The following is a 19283-nucleotide window of genomic DNA, read 5'->3' on the forward strand; positions in this document are numbered from 1 at the left end:
GCGCCGGCAAGGTCCGTCAAGGAGATACCCCCACGGCGGCCTCGCGCCGCGCGTCGCCCGCCGCGACGAGCCCGCCCGCTCCGAGGAGGGCCGCGCCGACGCCGCCGAAGTACATGTGCGGGCCCGGGTAGCGGTGCGCGGGCAGCCCCTGGGCCGTGACAGCGGCGGCGATCTCCTCGGAGGGCTCGTGCTCGACCCGCGGCGAACCGTCCTCGAGGAAGCGCACGTGCAGCCGAGGGGCGTCGATGGCGTGCTGGAGGTCGTCGCCCAGGAGCAGGCTGCGACCCAGCACCTGCATCAGCGCCGTCGTGATGCGGTCGGCGCCGGGGGAGCCGACCGCCAGAGCGGCCCCGACGGCGCTCCGCGCAGTCGTCGGGGCCATGTTCGACGCGAGTCGTGTGCCGGGAGGCACCGCGTGCAGACCCAGCCGGTTGAGCTCGGGCTCGCCCAGTGCGTTGTTGAGCAGGATGCCCGTGCCGGGGATCACCATGCCGGCGCCGTAGCCGGCGGACATGGTGATGGCACAGGCGTTTCCGTGCTCGTCGACCGCGGACACGTGGGCGGTGGACGCCGAGGTCGGCAGACCGGCGAGGCCGTGGCGCTCGATCGACTCGAGCAGGGCGTGACCGTCCGCGTCGAGGTCGCGCGAGCGGTCGTGCACCGAGAGGCGGTACGCGAGCACGTGGCGCTGGATGTCGATGACCTCGGGCCAGGTCCAGTGCTCGTGCCGGGCGAGCTGCCCGAGCATCGCGGCGAGCATCGGACCGCCGACCGACGGAGGCGGGTTGAGGGCGACGCTCCACGTGCCCACCGACCGCATCGTCGGGGTGCGCACCACCGCCTCGTATGCCGTCAGGTCGGCCGCCGTGACGAGCCCACCGTTCGCGGCCATGTCGTCCACGAGCACCCGACTGACGGCGCCGGTCGTGAAGAGGGACACCCCCTGCACGGCGAGCAGCTCGAGGATGTCGGCGAGGTCGACGTTGAGGCAGGTCTCGCCGGGCTGCACGGCGCCGCCGTCCGCGCCGGTCACGAGGGCGTGGGCCTCGGCGTCGTCGCCGAAGAGGGTGTCGCGCACGATGCCGAGGTAGAGGGCGGCAGCGGCGCCGATGCGGTAGCCCTCGCGGCAGGCGCGCGCGGACGGCTCGACGAGCCGTCGCCACGGCAGCACGGCGAACGTGTCGCGAGCGAGCGAGAGCGCCTGCAGGGCACCGGAGTTCGCGACCGAGCCGTGTCCGGCGCCGATGGTCACGCCACCGCCGTAGTCGGTGCGCACCTCGCGGACGCCGTGCCCGAAGGCCGACGCGTCGAGGCCACGGCCCGGCATCTCGACGTTGCCGTCGACGACGACGGGGTCGGCGCCGGCGGGCCACACGTTGACGTAGGCGCCGCCCATCAGGCTCACGACACCGGGCTCGGTGCTCATCGCGCTGAGCGCCGCTGCGATGGCGGCGTCGACCGCGTTGCCGCCGTCGGCCGCCGCCTCGAGGCCTGCCTCGAGGGGTGCGGGACCGGTGGCAGCGAGAGCGACCCGTGTCATGACCGCATTCTGCCGGTCACGACGACGTCTGGCGCGGCGTCGTGACCGGCGGGAGTGTCCGGAGGGTCAGGCCTTCGCACCCACGAGCTCGGCGGTGGAGGTCGCGGGGTCGGCGCCGGCGGCCTCGCACAGGGCGTCGAGCGCCGCGGCCACGGCAGGCACGCGCTGCAGGTCGGGGGTCGTCACCGCGAGGATCTGTCGTCGCGAGGCCGGCGACAGGGGCAGGGTCGCGACGTCGTCGTGCTTGGCCGCGTTGAGAATGAGGTCGGGCACGAGGGCCACCCCGAGGCCGGCCGTGACGAGGCCGAGCTGGGCGACGTAGTCCTCGGTCTCGAAGGCGACGTTCGGCCGGAAGCCGGCGGTGTCGGCGAGCGAGAGCAGGTGGCCCCGGCACCGCGGACAGCCGGCGATCCACTCGTCGCCGGAGAAGTCGGTGAGCACCGCGGCCGCGTCGCCCGCGTGGGGGTGCGAGCCGGGCACGACGAGGCGCACCTCGTCGTCCATGAGGCGGCGGGTCACGAGGAGCGAGAGGTCCTCCTCGAGCTCGCCGAGGTCGCCCCCCTCGTAGGCGAAGGCGACGGCGACGTCGCAGTCGCCGTTGCGCAGGGCGGCCAGCGACTCGGGCGGCTCGGCCTCGGTGAAGGTCACCGTGATGTCGGGGTGCTTGGACTTGAGGATCGCGAGGGTTCGCGGCACGAGCGTGGCGGACGAGCTGGGGAACGCCTGGAGGCGCACGCGACCGGCGCGCAGGCCGGCGATCGCGGTGATCTCCTCCTCGGCCGCGTCGAGGGCGGCGAGGACCCCCACGGCGTGACGCGCCAGCACCTGGCCGGCCTCCGTGAGCCGGACCTGCCGGCCGTAGCGCTCGACGAGCACCGTGCCGGTGCGCTGCTCCAGACGTCGCACCATCTGCGAGATGGCCGGCTGGGTGAAGCCGAGGGCGTTGGCGGCGCTCGTGAAGCTTCCCTCGTCGGCGATGGCCTTCATGACCCGTAGGCCCGCAGCATCGATCATGGACCGATCATAACCGGTGATTATGGTTTTCCGTCACTTCTGCACGCTCGGGTGACGCCGGCTCGGAGACGTAGGCTGACCGGGTGCACCAGCCGACCGGCATACCTCCTCGCCCCACCGGCAGCGCCGGCGCGACGACACGCCTCTCGACGTCGCGCACGCTGCCGCTCGAGACGCACGACCTCGGCACGTTGGACGACCTCGTCGATCTCGTGAGCGGCGGGGGCGTCGCGGTGCTGAGCGGGGCGGGCCTCTCCACCGAGTCGGGCATCCCCGACTACCGCGGGCCCGACGGGACCCGACGGGTCGAGCCGATGACCTATGGCGAGTTCGCCGGTAGCAGCGACGCCCGGCGCCGCTACTGGGCCCGCAGCTACATCGGGTGGCAGCGGTTCAACGCCGCGTCGCCCAACGAGGGCCATCGCGTCGTCACCGACCTGCAGCGCGCGGGCTACGTCGGTCCGGTGATCACCCAGAACGTCGACGGTCTGCACCAGGCGGCAGGAGCGACGGACGTCGTCGAGCTGCACGGCTCGCTCGAGCGCGCGGTCTGTCTCACCTGTGGTGAGTACACGTCGCGAATCGGCTTGCACGAGAGGATGACCGAGGCCAACCCCGGCTTCATGGCCCGCTTCGCCGAGGCGGCTGCCTCGGTGGGCTCGCAGTGGGGCGAGCAGGTGCGGCCCGACGGCGACATCGTGCTCGCGGACGCGCTCGTCGAGACCTTCCACGCTCCGCGGTGCCTCGTCTGCGGCAACGACACCGTCAAGCCCGACGTCGTCTTCTTCGGCGAGTCCGTGCCCAAGACCCTGGTGGAGCGGGTCTTCGGCCTCGTCGAGGCGGCCGGGGCCGTGCTGGTCCTCGGGTCGTCGTTGTCGGTGATGAGCGGCTACCGCTTCGTGCGGCGGGCCCACCAGCGCGACGTCCCCGTCGCCATCGTGACCCGGTCGGCCACTCGCGGCGACGCGGAGGCGACGATCCGGCTGCACGCGCCGCTGGGCCAGACGCTGACCGCACTGCGCAAGGCGCTCGGCCACTGACCTGGACCCAGGAGGACCGTCGATGCGGCCGTCACTCCGCCCGGGCGCCGACGTCGCGAGCCTCGTCGGCGGAGACCTCACCGAGGTCCCACAGCTCCTTCGTCTGGACGCCCCAGTACGTCGCGAAGAGCACGATGACGATGACCTCGGCGACGAGGACGAGGTGGGCGAAGCCCGTCACGGTCAGCGCCGCGACGACCGTCGCGGCGAGGGCGGCCGTGAGCGCGACGGCGATGGCGAGGTAGATGCGGCGGTAACCGCCACCGGAGTCGTCACCGACGGCCCGGTGCCGCTCCTCGGTGCGCAGCGCGCTCAGCGCCATGACGGCGATGACGCCGGCCACCATCGTGGCCGCCGCGATGCCGTGGCTCAGCGCGATGAAGCGGTCGCGCAGGACGAGGAAGAGGGCCAGCTCGACGAGGAGGACACCGGCGCAGGCCAGGGTCACGACCACCGAGCGCGCGGTGGGGCGCGCGGCCGCGTCGCGCACCATGGCGCCCCGCTTCAGGGCCGCCACGATGACGGCACCGATGGCCGCGACGACGACGAGCGACCAGATGTTGTTGCGCACCGCCGCCGCGATCTCGGCGGGCGTCTGGGTGTAGGCGTTGGGTCCGCAGCTGAAGTCGGGCACCGTCGGGACCATGGCGACGACGAACGCCATGAAGCCCGAGAAGTTGAGCAATACGTCCTCCTCGGACGAGTGCCCCTTGTAGGCGATGAGGCTGGCCCCGAGCGCACAGAGGGAGCCGACGAAGACCGTGCGCGCGGGCGTGTAGTAGTACGCGCTGATCGACCCGAGCCAGCAGCTGTGGTCGGTCTCCCACCACCACTGGTAGCCGACCGAGAGCAGCAGCATGAGCAGGAGTGCGATCATCGCGCCACGCAGGTAACGGTAGGTGTAGACGACGTCGCGGGTGCGCCCGGCGGCCATGGTGGTCTCCTCTGCAGGACTCACGTCTCCAGAGTCTGGCGTGGGCCGGGGCGATGCGCCTGTCGGACGCAGCCCCGGCGGCCCGTCAGATGCGGCGCAGGACGGCGGTGACCTTGCCCAGGATCGTCGCGTGGTCACCGTCGATGGGGGAGAAGTCCTCGTTGTGCGGCATGAGCCAGACATGGCCGTCGACGCGCTTGAAGGTCTTCACCGTGGCCTCGTTGTCGAGCATCGCCGCGACGACGTCGCCGTTCTCGGCGTGCTGCTGCTGGCGCACGACGACCCAGTCGCCGTCGCAGATCGCCGCGTCGACCATGGAGTCGCCGTTGACCTTGAGCAGGAAGAGGTCGCCCTCGCCGACGAGCTGCTTGGGCAGCGGGAAGACGTCCTCGACGACCTCCTCGGCCGTGATCGGGACGCCGGCGGCGATCTGCCCGAGGACGGGGACGTAGGAGGCCTCGGGGCGGGCGTCGCCCGAGTCGGTCTCGGTGTCGTAATGGGTGCCGCTGCGGCTGCCGACCTCCTCCGCCGTCGCGTCGGGCGAGACGATCTCGAGGGCGCGCGGCCGGTTGGGGTCACGTCGCAGGTAGCCCTTGGTCACGAGGGCGTTGAGCTGGTGGGAGACGCTCGAGGGGCTTGCGAGGCCGACGGCGTCGCCGATCTCGCGCATGCTCGGCGGGTAGCCCCGGCGGTCGACGGAGTTGCGGATCACCTCGAGCACTCGCCGCTGACGCACGGTCAGCCCGTCGCCGGTCTCGCGGTCGGGAAGCTCGGTCACGCCCATGGTGTCCCCTTCGTCGGCTCGTCAGACCGTCTGCTGAACGCGGGTCGCAAGCGGCTCGGGAAACCGCTCGGGACCCAGTGTCAGTGGTGGCTGGTGAGGTGTGTGGTGTGAGGAAAGAGTAACGAGGTTCGAACACAGTTGCCAAACACCTGTTCGATGCGTGTCTCGACTTCCTCGAACATACGTGCTACAAATCGTACAGACGTTCTATCGAACACGTGTTCGCCAGATCAGCAGCAAGGGGAGGTCACCATGAGCGCCATCGTCCTCGAGGCCGTTCGTCAGCAGCAGACCAGCGAGCCGCGGCCCGCCGCACGCCCGCATCTCGTCCTCGTGCCGACCGGGCGCGACGCAGCCCGTGCAGCTCGTGCCGCCCGTGCAGCCCAGCCGCCGCTGCGCCTGACCCGGTTCGGCCGCCTCGTGGTCGCCCTGCTCGTCGCCGCAGTCGTCTCCCTGCTCGCCGTCGGGCTCGCCGGCCAGCTCGCCTCGGCCTCGGGCGAGCCCCGTACCGTCACCGTCACCGCGGGCCAGACCTTGTCGGGCATCGCGGCCCGCGAGCTCCCGCAGCTGCCCGTCACCGACGGCGTCGTCGAGCTCCAGGTCGCCAACAGCCTCAGCACCACCCAGATCCACGTCGGGCAGCAGCTCGTCATCCCGGGTCGCTGACGCCCGGAGTTTCCCGGGTCTGAGGCCCCTTGCGTATGCCGTCCGGCTGGCGGCCGCGTGCCTCGACCCTTCCGATCGGCCGCGTTGGCTCCACCTCCAGCGGCTGGCGGATGCGGCGCTTCGACCCCGCCGTTCCCGCCCGGACGCCGCACCCCTGAGGAGGGGGTGCGGCGTTCTGCTGTGTCAGCGCCCCTTTTGCCGGCCCTTTGCCGGCCCTTTGCCGGCCCTGTGGTGCCCTTTGCCGGGGCTGTGGATGACGCGCACCGGGCGCGGCGACCGCGACCTAGCGTGGCTGCTCTCGGGAAGGGAGCAGGGGATGAGGTACGAGATCGACATCCGGACGCTGCGCGCCAGCGTCGCCACGATCGAGGAGGTGCTCGCCGAGGTGCGGCGGCTCGGGCTCGCCGACGACCTGCGGCCGGTCGCCGCGGGGCTGCCGGGCGGCCGCTGCGCCTCGGGCAGGTCGCAGGTGGCTGCCGCGTGGCAGGCGCGACTGGCGACGGCGCAGTGGGAGCTGCGCGAGCTCGGCCGGTGCGTGAGTCTGGCGGCCGACGGCTACGACGCCGTGGAGCGCGTGGTCCAGCAGGCACTCGGCACGGGGGACGACCCGCGGCGCGACGGCCCCCGGCGCAGCGCCCGATGACGGCGGCTGCGGCGGGCGGCGCCCTGCGGGTGCGCGATGTCCGCGCGGGACGTCCCCAGCTGCTGCTCGAGGTGAGCCGGCGCCTGGAGGAGCGACGCCGCCGCCTCGTCGTGCTGTCCGAGCTGGTGCTCTGGCGACGCTCGGCCGCGCCCCGGTGGTCGGGGGCCGGTGCGACCGCCGCGGCCGACCGCTACGGCACGGTCGTGGCTGGGCTCGGGCAGCTCGCGAGCAGCGTCGCGGCCGCGGGACACGCCGTGGGAGAGGCGTCGCACCGGCTGCAGAGTGCGCTCGACCTCGTCGATCGTGCCGACCGTCGGGCGGCCGACGAGGGCGCGTGGGTCGACGAGGACGGGCGGCTCTTCCTCCCCGTTCGCGCCTCCCTGGGGGACCCGGTCGGCGAGGCGCACCGGGCCCGGCTCGACGAGCTGCTGAGGAGCGAGGTCGTCACTTGCCTCCGGCAGGCCACCCAGACAGCCTCCAGGACCGACGAGGAGCTCCAGCACTCGCTCCTCGTCGCGGCGCGAGGAGCGAGCTCGACAGGGGCGGTCGGCCCGGGGCTCGCGGCGTCCCACCTGGCCCCGAGCGACGTCCTGGCGCCGCCGCCACAGGCGGCCGGCGTGTTCGCCTCGGCAGCCTGGTGGCGTTCGCTCACCGACGAGGAGCAGCGTCAGGCCATCCGCGGGCGACCCGAGTGGGTCGGTCCACGAGACGGCGTGCCGGCCGCCGCCCGTCACGAGGCGAACCTGCTGCTCCTCGACCGCGCCGAGCGAGCGGCCGTCGCCCGCGAGTCGGACGCGCGGCGCGACGGCTCGCCCTGGAACGCCCGGGAGCGCTCGCGGGCGCACGAGCAGGTGGACGGCATACGCGCGGTGCGTGACGTGCTCGCCCGTCGAGACGGAGGGCCTCGGCGGCTGCTGCTCGTCGACACGCGCCAGCGCGACCTCAGGGCTGTCGTCGCCGTCGGCGACGTCGACCGGGCGGAGCACGTCGTCACCTTCGTCGGCGGACTGTCGACGATGGTCGGCGCCGATCTGCGCCGCTACGACGACACGTTCGTGCGCATGCGGTCGGAGGCGCGCGCCATCGCTCGCGGGCAGGACGTCGCTGTCATCACGTGGATGGGTTACGACGCCCCGCAGGTGGACGAGATCGTGTCGTCGATCGACCGTAACGTCCTGAACACCAAGGTCGCTCGCGAGAACGCGGGAGCACTCGCCGACTTCGTCACCGGCGTCGAGGCCGCCCGGCAGCGCCCGGCCCACCAGACCGTGTGGGCGCACTCCTACGGCAGCACGCTCGCCGGGTTCGCCAGCCTGCGCACCAGCCGGATCGACGACATCGCCGTGTTCGGTGCTCCGGGGATGCCCTTCACCGACCTCGCGCGAACCGCCCTCCGACCGGGAGCCCTCAACGTCCTCGGCGCGATCGGCGACGACGTCTTCGGCTACGGCTGGATGGTGCACGGCACACGGCCGCAGGAGGTCGGGGGCGCCCTGCGGCTCTCGACGTTCGCACCCAAGCAGCCGGGCACGGGGTGCAACCACTGGATGCGACCGCGGTCCAGCTTCGTCGACGTCGGCCGTACGTCGGCCGGGCACTCCGACTACCTGAGAGCGGGCACCGACAGCGCGCACAACCTCGTCGCCGTCGCCGCCGGACGTCCCGACTTGCGCATCCTGCAGGGCGCCGACGAGCGAGCCTGCACCACCACGGGGCCGAGCCTGGGCTCAGACCCGCTGCGTTGGCCGAGGCTGGTCCCGTGATCGCGTCGGCGGCGTCCCCGCGCGGGGACGCCCTGGTCGTGAGGGCATGCCTCACGGCAGTGCTGGTGCAAGCCGTGGCTCCGGTGTTCGTCGCCTGGGCCGGCTACGGCGCCGGAGCAGCGGCAGACGCGGCGGTCGTCGCGGTGTCGTCCCCGCTGCTGCTGGGCGTCGTGGCGTTCGGGGTGGTCATCGCCGTCGCGCTCGACCGGCAGCGACCACCGCCCGCGCTCCTCGAGCCGGTGCAGCCCGGCGCACCGCCGGGCACCACCCGCGCGCGGCTGCGCTGGGCCGGCCTGGCCGCCGTGGCCCAGCTCGCCGTGACGGCAGCGGGGGTGGTCATCGACAGTGGCGCGCGGGGTGGCGCCGTGGCGCTGGCGGACGCGATCGACGACGGGTCCGCCGCCTGGACGTTCGTGCTGCTGGTCGTCCAGGGCGGCTTCATCGAGCTGCGTGCACCCGTCGCGTTCGGGATCGCGTGGTCGGTGCTGGCCAGAGCGGCACAGCCGGTCAGGCCTTCTGGACGGTCTCGGTCTCGTCGGTGGCCGGCAGCTCGAACCAGACCAGGGTCCCGGGACCGTCGGAGTGGCTGATGCCGATGGAGCCGCCATGCGCCTCGATGATCCGCTTGACGGTGGCCAGCCCGATGCCGCTGCCGTCGCCTGCTGTGCCCACGCGGCTGAAGAGCTCGAACACGCGCTCACGATCGCCGGGCGCGATGCCGACGCCGTTGTCTCGCACCGAGGTCCGCCACATCCGTCCGTGGCGCTCCGCCGAGACGCCGACGATCGGCGAGACGTCGGGACGGGCGTACTTCACGGCGTTGGAGACGAGGTTGAGCAGCACGGAGTAGAGCTGCTGGGCGTCGGCCGGGAGGGTCGGGAGCTCGCCGACCTCGACGGTGGCGGCCTTCGCCGTCAGCGTGGGCGCCAGGTCCTCGAGCACCGAGCCGATCACGACGCGCAGGTCGCTCGGCTCCTTGTGCAGAACGGCACCGACCCGTGCGTGCGCCAGGATCTGCTCGATCATCCCGGCCATGCGGGTGGCGGACCGGAACGCAGTAGCGACCAGCCGCTCGGACCACTGGTCGGCCATGACGGCCGGCTGCTGGCCGAGCATCTCGGTGCTCGCCATGATCGCCGTGAGGGGAGTGCGCAGGTCATGGCTCACCTGGCCGGCGAAGACCGACAGCGCCTCGTTCGAGCGGTGCAGCTCGTCGCGGGTCTGGGTGAGGGCGGCCAGCGAGTCCTCGAGCTCACGGGTGCGCAGCCGCAGCTCGAGCACGTCGACGACGCGCTCGGCGATGGCGACCAGGGCCTGCTCCTGGGCCTCGTCGAGCTCTCGGGGGGTGGAGTCGAAGACGCACAGCCGGCCGATGATGACGCCTTGGGGGGTGGTCAGCGGTGCCGAGGCGTAGAACCGGACGTCGCCCAGGATCCCTGTGACGAAAGGGTTCTCGCGGAACCGTTCGTCGACGCTCGCGTTCGGCACCACGACCCGGTCGGTGTGCTCGAGCACGGCGGCACACATCGAGTCCTCGCGGGCGCAGATGGAGGGCTCGAAGCCGGTGGTGGCGATCTGCTGCTGCTCCGTCGAGGTGATGAGGTTGATCGCGGCCGTGGGCACGGCGCAGAGCTGGGCGGCGATGTCGACGAGGGCCTGCAGCTCCCGAGCCGGTGCCCGGCCGAGCACGTCGTAGCGCCACAGGGCGTCGTCGCGCCGCTGCGCTCGGTCCAGGTCGTCCTCGAGGGTGGTCCGGTTTGTCACGATACGAAGACTGCATCGAGTTCGAGAGCCGGGCAAGCGGTTCTCGCCCCGTGTCGTCGGTTGCGTGACGGCCAGTTATACAAGAGCCCTTGTCAAAGTCTCGCCCGCCATCGAGGGTGGCACTCGTGCCTCGACTCACTGCCGCCGAACGTCACCTCGCCACCAGCCCGGCCGACGCCGCCGTGAAGGGCGGCGAGTCGGGGTCTGCGCTGCTCGACGCGCTCACCGCCTTCCACCACCCGACACGCCGCTGGATCTGCGAGCTCCTCTCTGCCGACGGCCCGGCGAGCGTCGGCCGCCTCAGCGGGGCCACCGGGCTCGCGGCCGGGTCCGTCAGCCACCACCTCGGTGTGCTGCACCGCTACGGCTTCGTCGAGCCGGCGCCCGAGCTCGCCCGCGACTCGCGCGAGAGCTGGTGGCGCATCCGGGCCCGCGACCTGACCTGGGACGCGGTCGACTTCGCCGACGGCACCGTGGCGCGACGCGTGGCGGCGACCGCCGAGGCCGAGAACTTCCGCCACCACGTGCGGGCCGTGCAGGAGTGGCTCGTCGAAGGCCAGCACGTGGACGAGGAGGTGCGCCGCGCGGCCGTCGCCACCGACACCTTCGTGCCGGCGACCCTCGACCAGATGCGCGAGCTGTCGCAGCGGCTGACCGACATGATCGTCGAGTGGAGCGCTGCGTGCCGGGCCGACGCGCTGCAGCGCCCGCACCTCGACCGAGTGCCGGTGCGCGCCTCGGCTCGCGTCTTCCCGAGCCGGCCGGTCGGGCGATGAGCCGGGCCGAGGCACCCACGTCAGCTCGGGCGGTGCCGACCCCGCCCGAGCTGGCGGAGGCGCCCGAGCTCATCGGCGAGGCGCCACCTGACGTGACCCGGGACCGGATGGTCCAGGGCTGGGTCGCCGCTGTCACCCTGTCGTGGTTCGGCGACGCCATGTGGGTCGTGGCGCTCGCGTGGACTGCTGCCCAGACGCTGTCGCCGGGTCTCGCCGGGGTCGTCCTCGGGGCTGAGACCCTGCCCCAGGCGGTGCTCGTCCTCGCCGGAGGGGTCATCGCGGACCGCTTCGACACCCGGCGCGTACTGGTGACGGGTCGGGTGCTGCAAGCGGTCGTCCTCCTCACGGGCGCGATCGCCTGGGTCGCCGGGGCGCGGGGAGCCGCACTGCTCGTCACGCTGGGTGTGCTGCTCGGCGTGGCCATGGGACTGACGATCCCCGCCGGCGCCACCCTCGCTCGCCAGCTCGTGCGCACCCAGGACCTCGCCACCGTCAGCGGGTGGAACCAGATCTGCAACCGCGTCGCCAGGCTGCTCGGCGCACCGGCCGGCGGTGTGGTCGTCGCGTGGCTGGGAGTGCCCGGAGCCATGGTGCTGGACGCCGTGACCTTCCTCGTCGTCGCGGGGGTCCTCTGGTTCGGGGTGCGACCGCGCTACCGGCTGCCGCGGGCGCCGCGCGTCTCGTGGTCGGCCAGCCTGCGCGACGGCGCGTGCTACCTGCGTGCTGACGAGTCCGCCCGGCTGCTGGTGCTGGGCCTCAGCTCCCTCAACGTCTTCGTCAGTCCCGTCATCGCACTCGGCATCGCGCTGCGCGTCTCGGCCTCGGGCTGGGGCTCGACGTGGCTCGGTCTCGCGGAGGGCGCTTTCGCGACGGGCGCGATCGTCGGGAGCCTCGCCGCGATCCGTTGGAAGGTCGCCCGCCCGGCTCGTGCTGGTTTCCTCGGGCTCGTCGTCCAGGGGCTGGCGCTCGCCGCGACCGGTCTCGACTCGCGGGCGGCGCTGCTCGGCGCCATGGCGACCGTCGGCGTCCTCGCCGGCACGGCGTCCGTGTGGCTGTCGGGGGTCTTCCAGCGGACGGTGGCGCCGAGCCACCTAGGGCGCGTGTCGGCCCTCTCGAGCCTCGGCGACATGGCCCTCGTGCCCGTGGCCCTCCCGGCCTTCGGGGCGCTCGCAGCCGTGACCTCGGTGCTCACGGCGGCTGCCGCCTTCGGTGGTGCCATGGCGCTGCTCTGCCTCTGGTTCGCGACGCGGCCCGCGATCGGCCGCCTGACCTGAGCGTCGCCACCACCGAGGCGGCCCGCCGCCACGGAGGCGGCGGGCACACGCTCGCAGGCCCTGTAGGGGGCTCTGCCGGATGTGAAGATGGGGGACTCGCACCGCTGCCCCACCCCAAGATGTTGGGGTTCGACGGCCCGGGCGCGAGGTCCGACACGCCGGGACGTGTGGGGCTCCTGTGACGTTTGTGCAGGTCAGCGACGCGGCGCGCCGGAGGTTCTCGATTCGCTTGCGATCGGGGTCACAGCATGCCTACAGTTACCCCTACATCTAGTAGTTACACAGATGTAAGACGTCCACATGTAGTCCCCAGTCAGACGGGGGTTACCCACAGGTCATCCCCACGTCGTCCCCAGCCCCGTCCCCAGCCTCGCCCGGTCCCACGAACACCGGGCGGCTCTCGGGACCGTCGCGGACGGCATACGGGATGGCCGCCACGCTGAACGACCGGGTCTCGGGGAAGGGAAGGTGACCAGACGTGCACTGCCCGTTCTGCCGCCACACCGACTCGCGGGTCATCGACTCGCGCACCACCGACGACGGCGCCTGCATCCGACGCCGGCGTCAGTGCCCCCAGTGCAACCGCCGCTTCACGACGCTCGAGACCTCGAGCCTCAACGTGATCAAGCGGTCGGGGGCCTCCGAGCCGTTCAGCCGGGCCAAGGTGCTGTCCGGCGTGCGCAAGTCGTGCCAGGGCCGGCCCGTCAGTGAGGACGACCTGGCCCTCCTCGCCCAGAAGGTCGAGGAGGCGATCCGGTCGCAGGGAAACGCCGAGATCGAGGCGCACGAGGTCGGCATGGCCGTCCTCGAGCCGCTCCGCGAGCTCGACGAGGTCGCATACCTCAGGTTCGCCAGCGTCTACCAGGCGTGGGAGAGCCTCGAGGACTTCGAGGGAGCCATCGCGCTCCTTCGGGCCGAGCGCGACGCGCTGGGGGAGGAGCCCGGTGCTCCCTCACAGCTCGACGCCCAGCGGTAACCACCCTCCACGAACACCTGGCGCCGGCCACTGTCGGTGCCACCAGCAAGACTCAAACCAGAAGCACATCGGTCAGGGAGGCCGCACGAAATGACGGAGATCGGTAACCGCAGCTCACGCTCCAAGGCAAGCGCCAAGGGCGTCAAGATCGAGCGCATCTACACCACGCCCGGCGTGCACCCGTACGACGAGGTGACGTGGGAGAAGCGTGACGTCGTCCAGCAGAACTGGAAGACCGGCGAGACGATCTTCGAGCAGCGCGGGGTCGAGTTCCCCGACTTCTGGTCGGTCAACGCGAGCACCATCGTCACGACGAAGTACTTCCGCGGTGCCGTCGGCACGGCCGCGCGCGAGGTCTCGCTCAAGCAGCTCATCGACCGCGTCGTGCTGACCTATGTCGCGGCGGGCAAGAGCAACGGCTACTTCTCCTCGGCGGCCGACGCCGAGATCTTCGAGCACGAGCTCACGTACGCGCTGCTGCACCAGGTGTTCTCGTTCAACTCGCCGGTCTGGTTCAACGTCGGTACGAAGAGCCCGCAGCAGGTCTCCGCCTGCTTCATCCTGGCCGTCGACGACTCGATGGACTCGATCCTCAACTGGTACAAGGAGGAGGGCAAGATCTTCCAGGGCGGCTCCGGTGCCGGCCTGAACCTCTCGCGCATCCGCTCCTCCAAGGAGCTGCTCTCCTCCGGCGGCACGGCCTCCGGTCCGGTCTCGTTCATGCGCGGTGCCGATGCGTCCGCCGGCACCATCAAGTCGGGTGGCGCCACGCGTCGCGCGGCCAAGATGGTCGTGCTCGACGTCGACCACCCCGACATCGAGGAGTTCGTCGAGACGAAGGCGCGCGAGGAGGACAAGATCCGCGCGCTGCGTGACGCCGGCTTCGACATGGACCTCGGCGGCAAGGACATCGTCTCCGTCCAGTACCAGAACGCCAACAACTCGGTCCGCGTCAACGACGAGTTCATGAAGGCCGTCGAGGACGGCACCAACTTCGGCCTGCGCTCCCGGCTCGACGGCTCGGTCATCGAGGAGGTCGACGCGCGCGAACTCTTCGGCAAGATCGCCAAGGCGGCGTGGGAGTGCGCCGACCCCGGCATCCAGTACGACGACACGATCAACGCGTGGCACACCAACCCCGAGACGGGTCGCATCACGGCCTCCAACCCGTGCTCGGAGTACATGTCGCTCGACAACAGCTCGTGCAACCTCGCCTCGCTCAACCTGCTGAAGTTCCTCCGTGACGACGACACGTTCGACGGTGTGACCTTCCAGAAGGTCGCCGAGCTCGTCATCACCGCGATGGACATCTCGATCTGCTTCGCGGACTTCCCGACCGAGCCGATCGGCGAGACGACGCGCAACTACCGCCAGCTCGGCATCGGCTACGCCAACCTCGGCGCGCTGCTCATGGCCACCGGCCACGGCTACGACTCCGAGGGTGGGCGATCGCTCGCCGCTGCGATCACCTCACTGCTCACGGGTGCCGCCTACAAGCGCTCCGCCGAGATGGCCTCCGTCGTCGGCGCCTACGCCGGCTACGCCCGCAACGCCGACGCGCACAAGCGGGTCATGCGCAAGCACCAGGCTGCCAACGACAACATCAAGACGCTCGACGCGATGGACTCCGACGTCCACAAGCTCGCGACGAAGGCGTGGGACGACGTCGTCAAGCTCGGTGAGAAGCACGGCTACCGCAACGCCCAGGCGTCGGTGCTCGCACCCACCGGCACCATCGGCTTCATGATGGACTGCGACACGACCGGCATCGAGCCCGACTTCTCGCTCGTGAAGTTCAAGAAGCTCGTCGGTGGCGGCTCGATGCAGATCGTCAACCTGACGATCCCGCGGGCCCTCAAGAAGCTCGGCTACCAGCAGGAGTCGATCGAGGCCATCGTCGAGTACATCGCCGACAAGGGTCACGTCGTCGACGCCCCCGGCCTCAAGCCGGAGCACTACGAGGTCTTCGACACCGCGATGGGCCAGCGCGCCATCTCCCCGATGGGCCACGTGCGCATGATGGCCGCGACGCAGCCGTTCCTCTCCGGCGCCATCTCGAAGACGGTCAACCTGCCCGAGACCGCCACGGTCGAGGAGATCCAGGACGTCTACATGCAGGGCTGGAAGCTCGGCATCAAGGCGCTCGCCGTCTACCGCGACAACTGCAAGGTCGGCCAGCCGCTCTCCGACGGTGGTTCCACCGCCAAGGACGCGGCCGCCGACAAGGCTGCTGCCGCCAGCGAGGTCAAGGTCGAGAAGGTCATCGAGTACCGCCCCGTGCGTCGTCGCCTGCCGAAGCGTCGCTCGTCGCAGACGACGTCGTTCGCCGTGGGTGGCGCCGAGGGCTACCTCACCGCCGGCACCTACGAGAACAACGAGCTCGGCGAGATCTTCCTCAAGTTCGGCAAGCAGGGCTCGACGCTCGCCGGCGTCATGGACGCCTTCTCGATCGCCGTCTCGGTGGGCCTGCAGTACGGCGTCCCGCTCGAGACGTACGTCGAGAAGTTCACCAACCTGCGCTTCGAGCCTGCCGGCATGACCGACGACCCCGACGTGCGCATGGCCCAGTCGCTCATGGACTACGTCTTCCGTCGTCTGGCGCTCGACTACCTCGACTTCGACACTCGCTCGTTCATGGGCATCCACACCGCCGAGGAGCGGGCTCGCCAGGTCGAGACCGGTTCGTACGAGGCCATCGAGGCGAGCGACGACGAGGACGACGACGAGCTGGCCGAGGAGCTCGAGACGCTCCAGCAGTCGACGCCGGTCGCCCGGAAGGAGTCCCCGGCCGCGAAGCCGGAGCCCAAGGTCGAGAAGGCCGCGCCCGTCGAGGTGAAGTTCGGTGCCGGCGCTGCCTCTGCCCGCGAGGCCTCGGGTGACGTCCACTCCTCGGCGGAGCTGCTCGAGAAGTTCGGCGGCATCACGGCCGACGCGCCGATCTGCATGACCTGCGGCACCAAGATGCGTCCCGCCGGCTCCTGCTACGTCTGCGAGGGCTGCGGAAGCACCAGCGGCTGCAGCTGATCGGACTGGAAACGGCCCGACCCCTCTGGGGGTCGGGCCGTTTCGGCGTCCGGGATGTTCGCGGTTCGTGGCTCGGTTTCCACTCACTGGCCGTCGGCGAGCGTGGGCATCCGGGCCGTCGCGCCAGGTTGTGGGTGCCCAGCACTGTGCGAGCTCACCCGGGGGCCCGGTGGGCCTGGGCGAGGCGCGGGCGCGTGTGCGTTGGGGCTAGGGCGCTGGGCCGATCACGGTGGAGAGAGCGACGAACGAGTATCCGCGGGACCTCAGCTCGGCGATGACCTGGGGGAGGGCGTCGGCATCGAGCGTGGAGTGGTCCGTGGGGTGCGCTCCGAGGTGCATGAGGACGATCTCGCCTGGCCGGGCGGCTCGTGTCACTCGTGCGATGACCGAGGACCGGGTCTGTCCGCCCGACGTGCCCTTCCACCCGAGCGTGTCGACCGTCCACCGGAACGGGACGTAGCACTCCTCGTTGACGACCGAGATGGTGCGCGCGTCCACGGCGCCGAAGGGGAAGCGGAACCATGGATGGGGGTCGCGACCCGTCACGCCCTTGATGCGGGCCGCTGCCGTGCGGATCTCGGCGCGAATCGCCGACGACGTCAACGTGGTCAGGTCAGGGTGCCGGTAGGTGTGGTTCCCGACCTGGTGACGAGCCGCGATGGCTCTGGCGCTCGCCGGGAAGGCAGTCACGAACTCGCCGGTGAGGAAGAAGCTCGCGGGGACGTGCTCCGTGGCCAGCGTGCGCAGGATCGAGGCGACGGCCTCGTTGCCGCTGCCGCCGTCGAAGGTCAGCGCCACCTCCTTGCGTGGGGTTCCGAGAGTCGTGAGGTCGCGACCGAGCAGCCGTGCGGGGATGCGGGTCGGGCAGCTGCCCGCGGTGTCGGTGGGCGTGGGCCGGGGGGCGCTCGACGTCGGGCGTCGAGTTGGGCTGGTCGGGCCGGTGGATGGCGGGACAGCGCTCGTGGGCGGCGTGCTCGTGGTCGCCGTGGCCTGCGGAGGGGAGGTCGACGTCGCCCCGGGGAGCTCCGGCGAGCGCCCGCCCTGGCACGCCCCGAGCACCAGCACGACGGCGGCGCATGCCCCCAGGAGCCCTCGCTCGACTCGTCTGCCCATGGCTCCTCCCGACTCCATCTGACACCCTGCCGGGCCGCCTGCCACCGCACTGTGCTCGACGAGACTCGCTCAGGGAGCCTGCGGTTCGACGAGGCCGCTCTCGTACGCCAGCACCACGAGCTGGGTCCGGTCGCGGGTCCCCAGCTTCATCAGGAGCCGGCTGACGTGGGTCTTGGCCGTCGCCGGGGTGACGAACAGCTCCGCGCCGATCTCGTGGTTCGAGAGCCCCCGCGCGACCAGCACCAGCACCTCCCTCTCGCGATCTGTGAGCACGTCGAGCGACGCCGGCGGCTCCGGACGGCCACCCGCACCGGCCGGCTCCCGCCGCACGAACTCCTCGATCAGCTGGCGCGTGACGCTCGGGCCCAGCAGCGAGTCCCCGCCGGCGACGACGCGGATGCCGTCGAGCAGCTGGACCGGGGGAGTGTCCTTGAGCAGGAAGCCGCTCGCGCCGGCGCGCAGTGCCCCGAAGACGTACTCGTCGAGGTCGAAGGTGGTCAGCACGAGCACGCGCGTGCCGACTCCGAGCCGGGCGATCGCGCCGGTCGCCTCGAGCCCGTCCATGACCGGCATCCGGATGTCCATGAGCACGACGTCCGGCTCGAGGTCGCGCACCAGGGCCACCGCCTCGGCGCCGTTCTCGCCCTCGCCGACGACCTCGAGGTCGGGCGCCGAGTCGACGAGTACGCGGAACGCCCCTCGGACGAGCGCCTGGTCGTCCACCACGACGACGCGCACCGGCGCGCTCACGGCGACCCCGCGGCATACGGCAGGGTGGCGTGCACGCGGAAGCCGCCGCCGGGTCGTGGTGCGGCCTCGAAGGTGCCCCCGTAGAGCTCGACCCGTTCCCGCATCCCGACGAGTCCCTGCCCCGTCCCGGGTTCGTCACCGATGGGGCGCACCACAGCCGTGGTCCCGCGTTGCTCCGGCCGTCCGTCGTCGGCGACCTCGATGTCGACCTGATGCCGCGAGCAGGCGACCCGCAGGTGCGCCACCGGGCCGCCGTGCTTGAGGACGTTCGTCAGCGATTCCTGCACGACTCGGTATGCCGCCAGGTCGAGGCCCGCGGGCAGGTCGGCCACGCTGCCCGTCGAGTCCACCATCACCCCGAGCCCCGCTCGGCGGGTCTCTGCCACCAGCGCGGGGATGTCGGCGAGGCCGGGCATCGGCTGCGTCGCCGCGGCCTCGGACCCGTCGCGCAGCACCCCGAGCATCCGTCGCATCTCGGTCAGGGTGTCCCGGCTCGTCGACTCGATGACACCGAGGGCATCGCGAGCCGCCTGCGCGTCGGTCTCGATGACGTGCCGCCCGACCCCGGCCTGGACGGCGATGACCGACATCGAGTGGGCCACGACGTCATGCAGCTCACGGGCGATCCGGAGCCGCTCGGCGGCCACCGCGGCACGGTCGCGGTCCTCGCGTTCGCGCTCGAGCAGCCGCGCCCTGTCCTCCATGGCCGCCCACCGGAGCCGTCGCTGGCGCAGGTTGTCACCGGCCAGCCAGGCCACCGCGGTGGCGAGCATCGTCGAGATGACGTCGTTGACGGCGACGACACCGGCCGGCTGGGCCACGAGCGCCACCGAGAACGCGCCGGCGGTCGCGCCCAGGGCCAGGAGCGAGTCACGGCGCCGGCCGTGCAGGGCGAGCCCGAAGAGGAGCGCGAAGGCACTCAACCCCGGGTAGGGCGCGTAGTGCAGCAGCGAGAAGGCCAGCAGAGCGCCCAGGGTCACCGCGAGGGCCAGCCACGGCGCCCGCCGGTGAACGGCGTACGGCGCCGTCAGGAGCACCCCGAGCACCCACGCGCCCACGTCGACGGGGCGCTGCCCGGCGCGGACGGAGGCACCGAACGACAGGACCAGCAGGACGAAGAAGGCGAGCGCGACGAGCGCGTCAGTGACCCTTGGGTCGATCCGCCACGCGTGTCGCCGCGTCGACGTGTCCATACCTGAACAGTAGGGAGCGCGGGCACGTC

Annotated in this window: 17 protein-coding genes; 9 read left to right on the forward strand and 8 right to left on the reverse strand. The window is 71.8% G+C overall.

Annotated features, from left to right (window positions below):
• Positions 1 to 16: 16 nt before the first annotated feature.
• Together ACYVNR_RS01865 and ACYVNR_RS01870 are read right to left on the reverse strand one after the other, a co-directional pair.
• A complete protein-coding gene (locus ACYVNR_RS01865; RefSeq protein ID WP_461046173.1) occupies positions 17 to 1540 on the reverse strand; it encodes a gamma-glutamyltransferase in 1524 nt (507 codons plus the stop codon).
• 66 nt (positions 1541 to 1606) lie between these two features.
• Positions 1607 to 2554 carry a LysR family transcriptional regulator gene (locus tag ACYVNR_RS01870; protein ID WP_045190038.1) on the reverse strand — a complete coding sequence of 316 codons (948 nt, stop codon included), beginning with the start codon at positions 2552 to 2554 and terminating at the stop codon, positions 1607 to 1609.
• A gap of 83 nt (positions 2555 to 2637) precedes the next feature.
• Here ACYVNR_RS01870 and ACYVNR_RS01875 point away from each other — a divergent pair, with 83 nt between their 5' ends.
• Complete coding sequence (locus ACYVNR_RS01875) at positions 2638 to 3594, forward strand: Sir2 family NAD-dependent protein deacetylase (RefSeq protein ID WP_082080826.1); 957 nt, start codon at positions 2638 to 2640, stop codon at positions 3592 to 3594.
• Between the two features lie 31 nt (positions 3595 to 3625).
• Here ACYVNR_RS01875 and ACYVNR_RS01880 read toward each other — a convergent pair whose 3' ends face one another.
• Positions 3626 to 4552, reverse strand: coding sequence for a hypothetical protein (locus tag ACYVNR_RS01880; RefSeq protein ID WP_461046175.1), 927 nt, complete (start codon positions 4550 to 4552; stop codon positions 3626 to 3628).
• A gap of 61 nt (positions 4553 to 4613) precedes the next feature.
• Positions 4614 to 5312 carry a transcriptional repressor LexA gene (lexA, locus tag ACYVNR_RS01885; protein WP_045190035.1) on the reverse strand — a complete coding sequence of 233 codons (699 nt, stop codon included), beginning with the start codon at positions 5310 to 5312 and terminating at the stop codon, positions 4614 to 4616.
• Positions 5313 to 5564: 252 nt separating this feature from the next.
• Between lexA and ACYVNR_RS01890 the strand changes: the two genes are divergently transcribed.
• The 4 genes from ACYVNR_RS01890 to ACYVNR_RS01905 all read left to right on the forward strand — a co-directional run bounded on the left by ACYVNR_RS01890 (position 5565) and on the right by ACYVNR_RS01905 (position 8974).
• Entirely contained in the window at positions 5565 to 5978 is a 414-nt protein-coding gene (locus tag ACYVNR_RS01890) for a LysM peptidoglycan-binding domain-containing protein (protein WP_461046177.1), read from the forward strand.
• A gap of 316 nt (positions 5979 to 6294) precedes the next feature.
• Positions 6295 to 6621 carry a hypothetical protein gene (locus ACYVNR_RS01895; RefSeq protein WP_461046178.1) on the forward strand — a complete coding sequence of 109 codons (327 nt, stop codon included), beginning with the start codon at positions 6295 to 6297 and terminating at the stop codon, positions 6619 to 6621.
• Positions 6618 to 8384 (forward strand): alpha/beta hydrolase, encoded by a 1767-nt coding sequence (locus tag ACYVNR_RS01900; RefSeq protein ID WP_461046179.1) that lies wholly within the window; start codon positions 6618 to 6620, stop codon positions 8382 to 8384. The genes ACYVNR_RS01895 and ACYVNR_RS01900 overlap by 4 nt, the downstream gene beginning before the upstream one ends.
• Positions 8385 to 8458: 74 nt before the next feature.
• Positions 8459 to 8974: a hypothetical protein gene (locus ACYVNR_RS01905; protein WP_461046181.1), complete on the forward strand. Its 516-nt coding sequence runs from the start codon at positions 8459 to 8461 to the stop codon at positions 8972 to 8974.
• On the opposite strand, the gene ACYVNR_RS01910 is transcribed toward ACYVNR_RS01905, so the two are convergent.
• Positions 8892 to 10148, reverse strand: a complete 1257-nt coding sequence (locus ACYVNR_RS01910) for a sensor histidine kinase (protein ID WP_461046183.1) — start codon at positions 10146 to 10148, stop codon at positions 8892 to 8894. The two genes, ACYVNR_RS01905 and ACYVNR_RS01910, sit on opposite strands and share 83 nt — an antisense overlap.
• A gap of 125 nt (positions 10149 to 10273) precedes the next feature.
• On the opposite strand from ACYVNR_RS01910, the gene ACYVNR_RS01915 reads away from it, so the two are divergent.
• The 4 genes from ACYVNR_RS01915 (at position 10274) to ACYVNR_RS01930 (ending at position 16198) form a co-directional block, all read left to right on the forward strand.
• The gene (locus ACYVNR_RS01915) at positions 10274 to 10924 is read left to right on the forward strand and encodes an ArsR/SmtB family transcription factor (protein ID WP_461046185.1); all 651 of its coding nucleotides are present in this window, start codon (positions 10274 to 10276) and stop codon (positions 10922 to 10924) included.
• 32 nt (positions 10925 to 10956) lie between these two features.
• Positions 10957 to 12198, forward strand: a complete 1242-nt coding sequence (locus ACYVNR_RS01920; RefSeq protein WP_461046187.1) for an MFS transporter — start codon at positions 10957 to 10959, stop codon at positions 12196 to 12198.
• A 478-nt stretch (positions 12199 to 12676) separates the two neighbouring features.
• A complete protein-coding gene (gene nrdR, locus ACYVNR_RS01925) occupies positions 12677 to 13174 on the forward strand; it encodes a transcriptional regulator NrdR (RefSeq protein ID WP_045190025.1) in 498 nt (165 codons plus the stop codon).
• 90 nt (positions 13175 to 13264) lie between these two features.
• On the forward strand, positions 13265 to 16198 hold the full coding sequence (locus ACYVNR_RS01930) for a vitamin B12-dependent ribonucleotide reductase (protein ID WP_045190023.1): 2934 nt from the start codon (positions 13265 to 13267) through the stop codon (positions 16196 to 16198).
• Between the two features lie 207 nt (positions 16199 to 16405).
• On the opposite strand, the gene ACYVNR_RS01935 is transcribed toward ACYVNR_RS01930, so the two are convergent.
• The 3 genes from ACYVNR_RS01935 to ACYVNR_RS01945 form a co-directional block, all read right to left on the reverse strand.
• Positions 16406 to 17311: a polysaccharide deacetylase family protein gene (locus ACYVNR_RS01935; RefSeq protein ID WP_461046190.1), complete on the reverse strand. Its 906-nt coding sequence runs from the start codon at positions 17309 to 17311 to the stop codon at positions 16406 to 16408.
• Positions 17312 to 17380: 69 nt separating this feature from the next.
• Positions 17381 to 18061, reverse strand: a complete 681-nt coding sequence (locus ACYVNR_RS01940) for a response regulator (protein ID WP_461046192.1) — start codon at positions 18059 to 18061, stop codon at positions 17381 to 17383.
• The gene (locus ACYVNR_RS01945) at positions 18058 to 19254 is read right to left on the reverse strand and encodes a sensor histidine kinase (protein ID WP_461046194.1); all 1197 of its coding nucleotides are present in this window, start codon (positions 19252 to 19254) and stop codon (positions 18058 to 18060) included. The genes ACYVNR_RS01940 and ACYVNR_RS01945 overlap by 4 nt, the downstream gene beginning before the upstream one ends.
• Between the last annotated feature and the right edge of the window lie 29 nt (positions 19255 to 19283).

It is taken from the genome of Terrabacter koreensis (assembly GCF_054783315.1).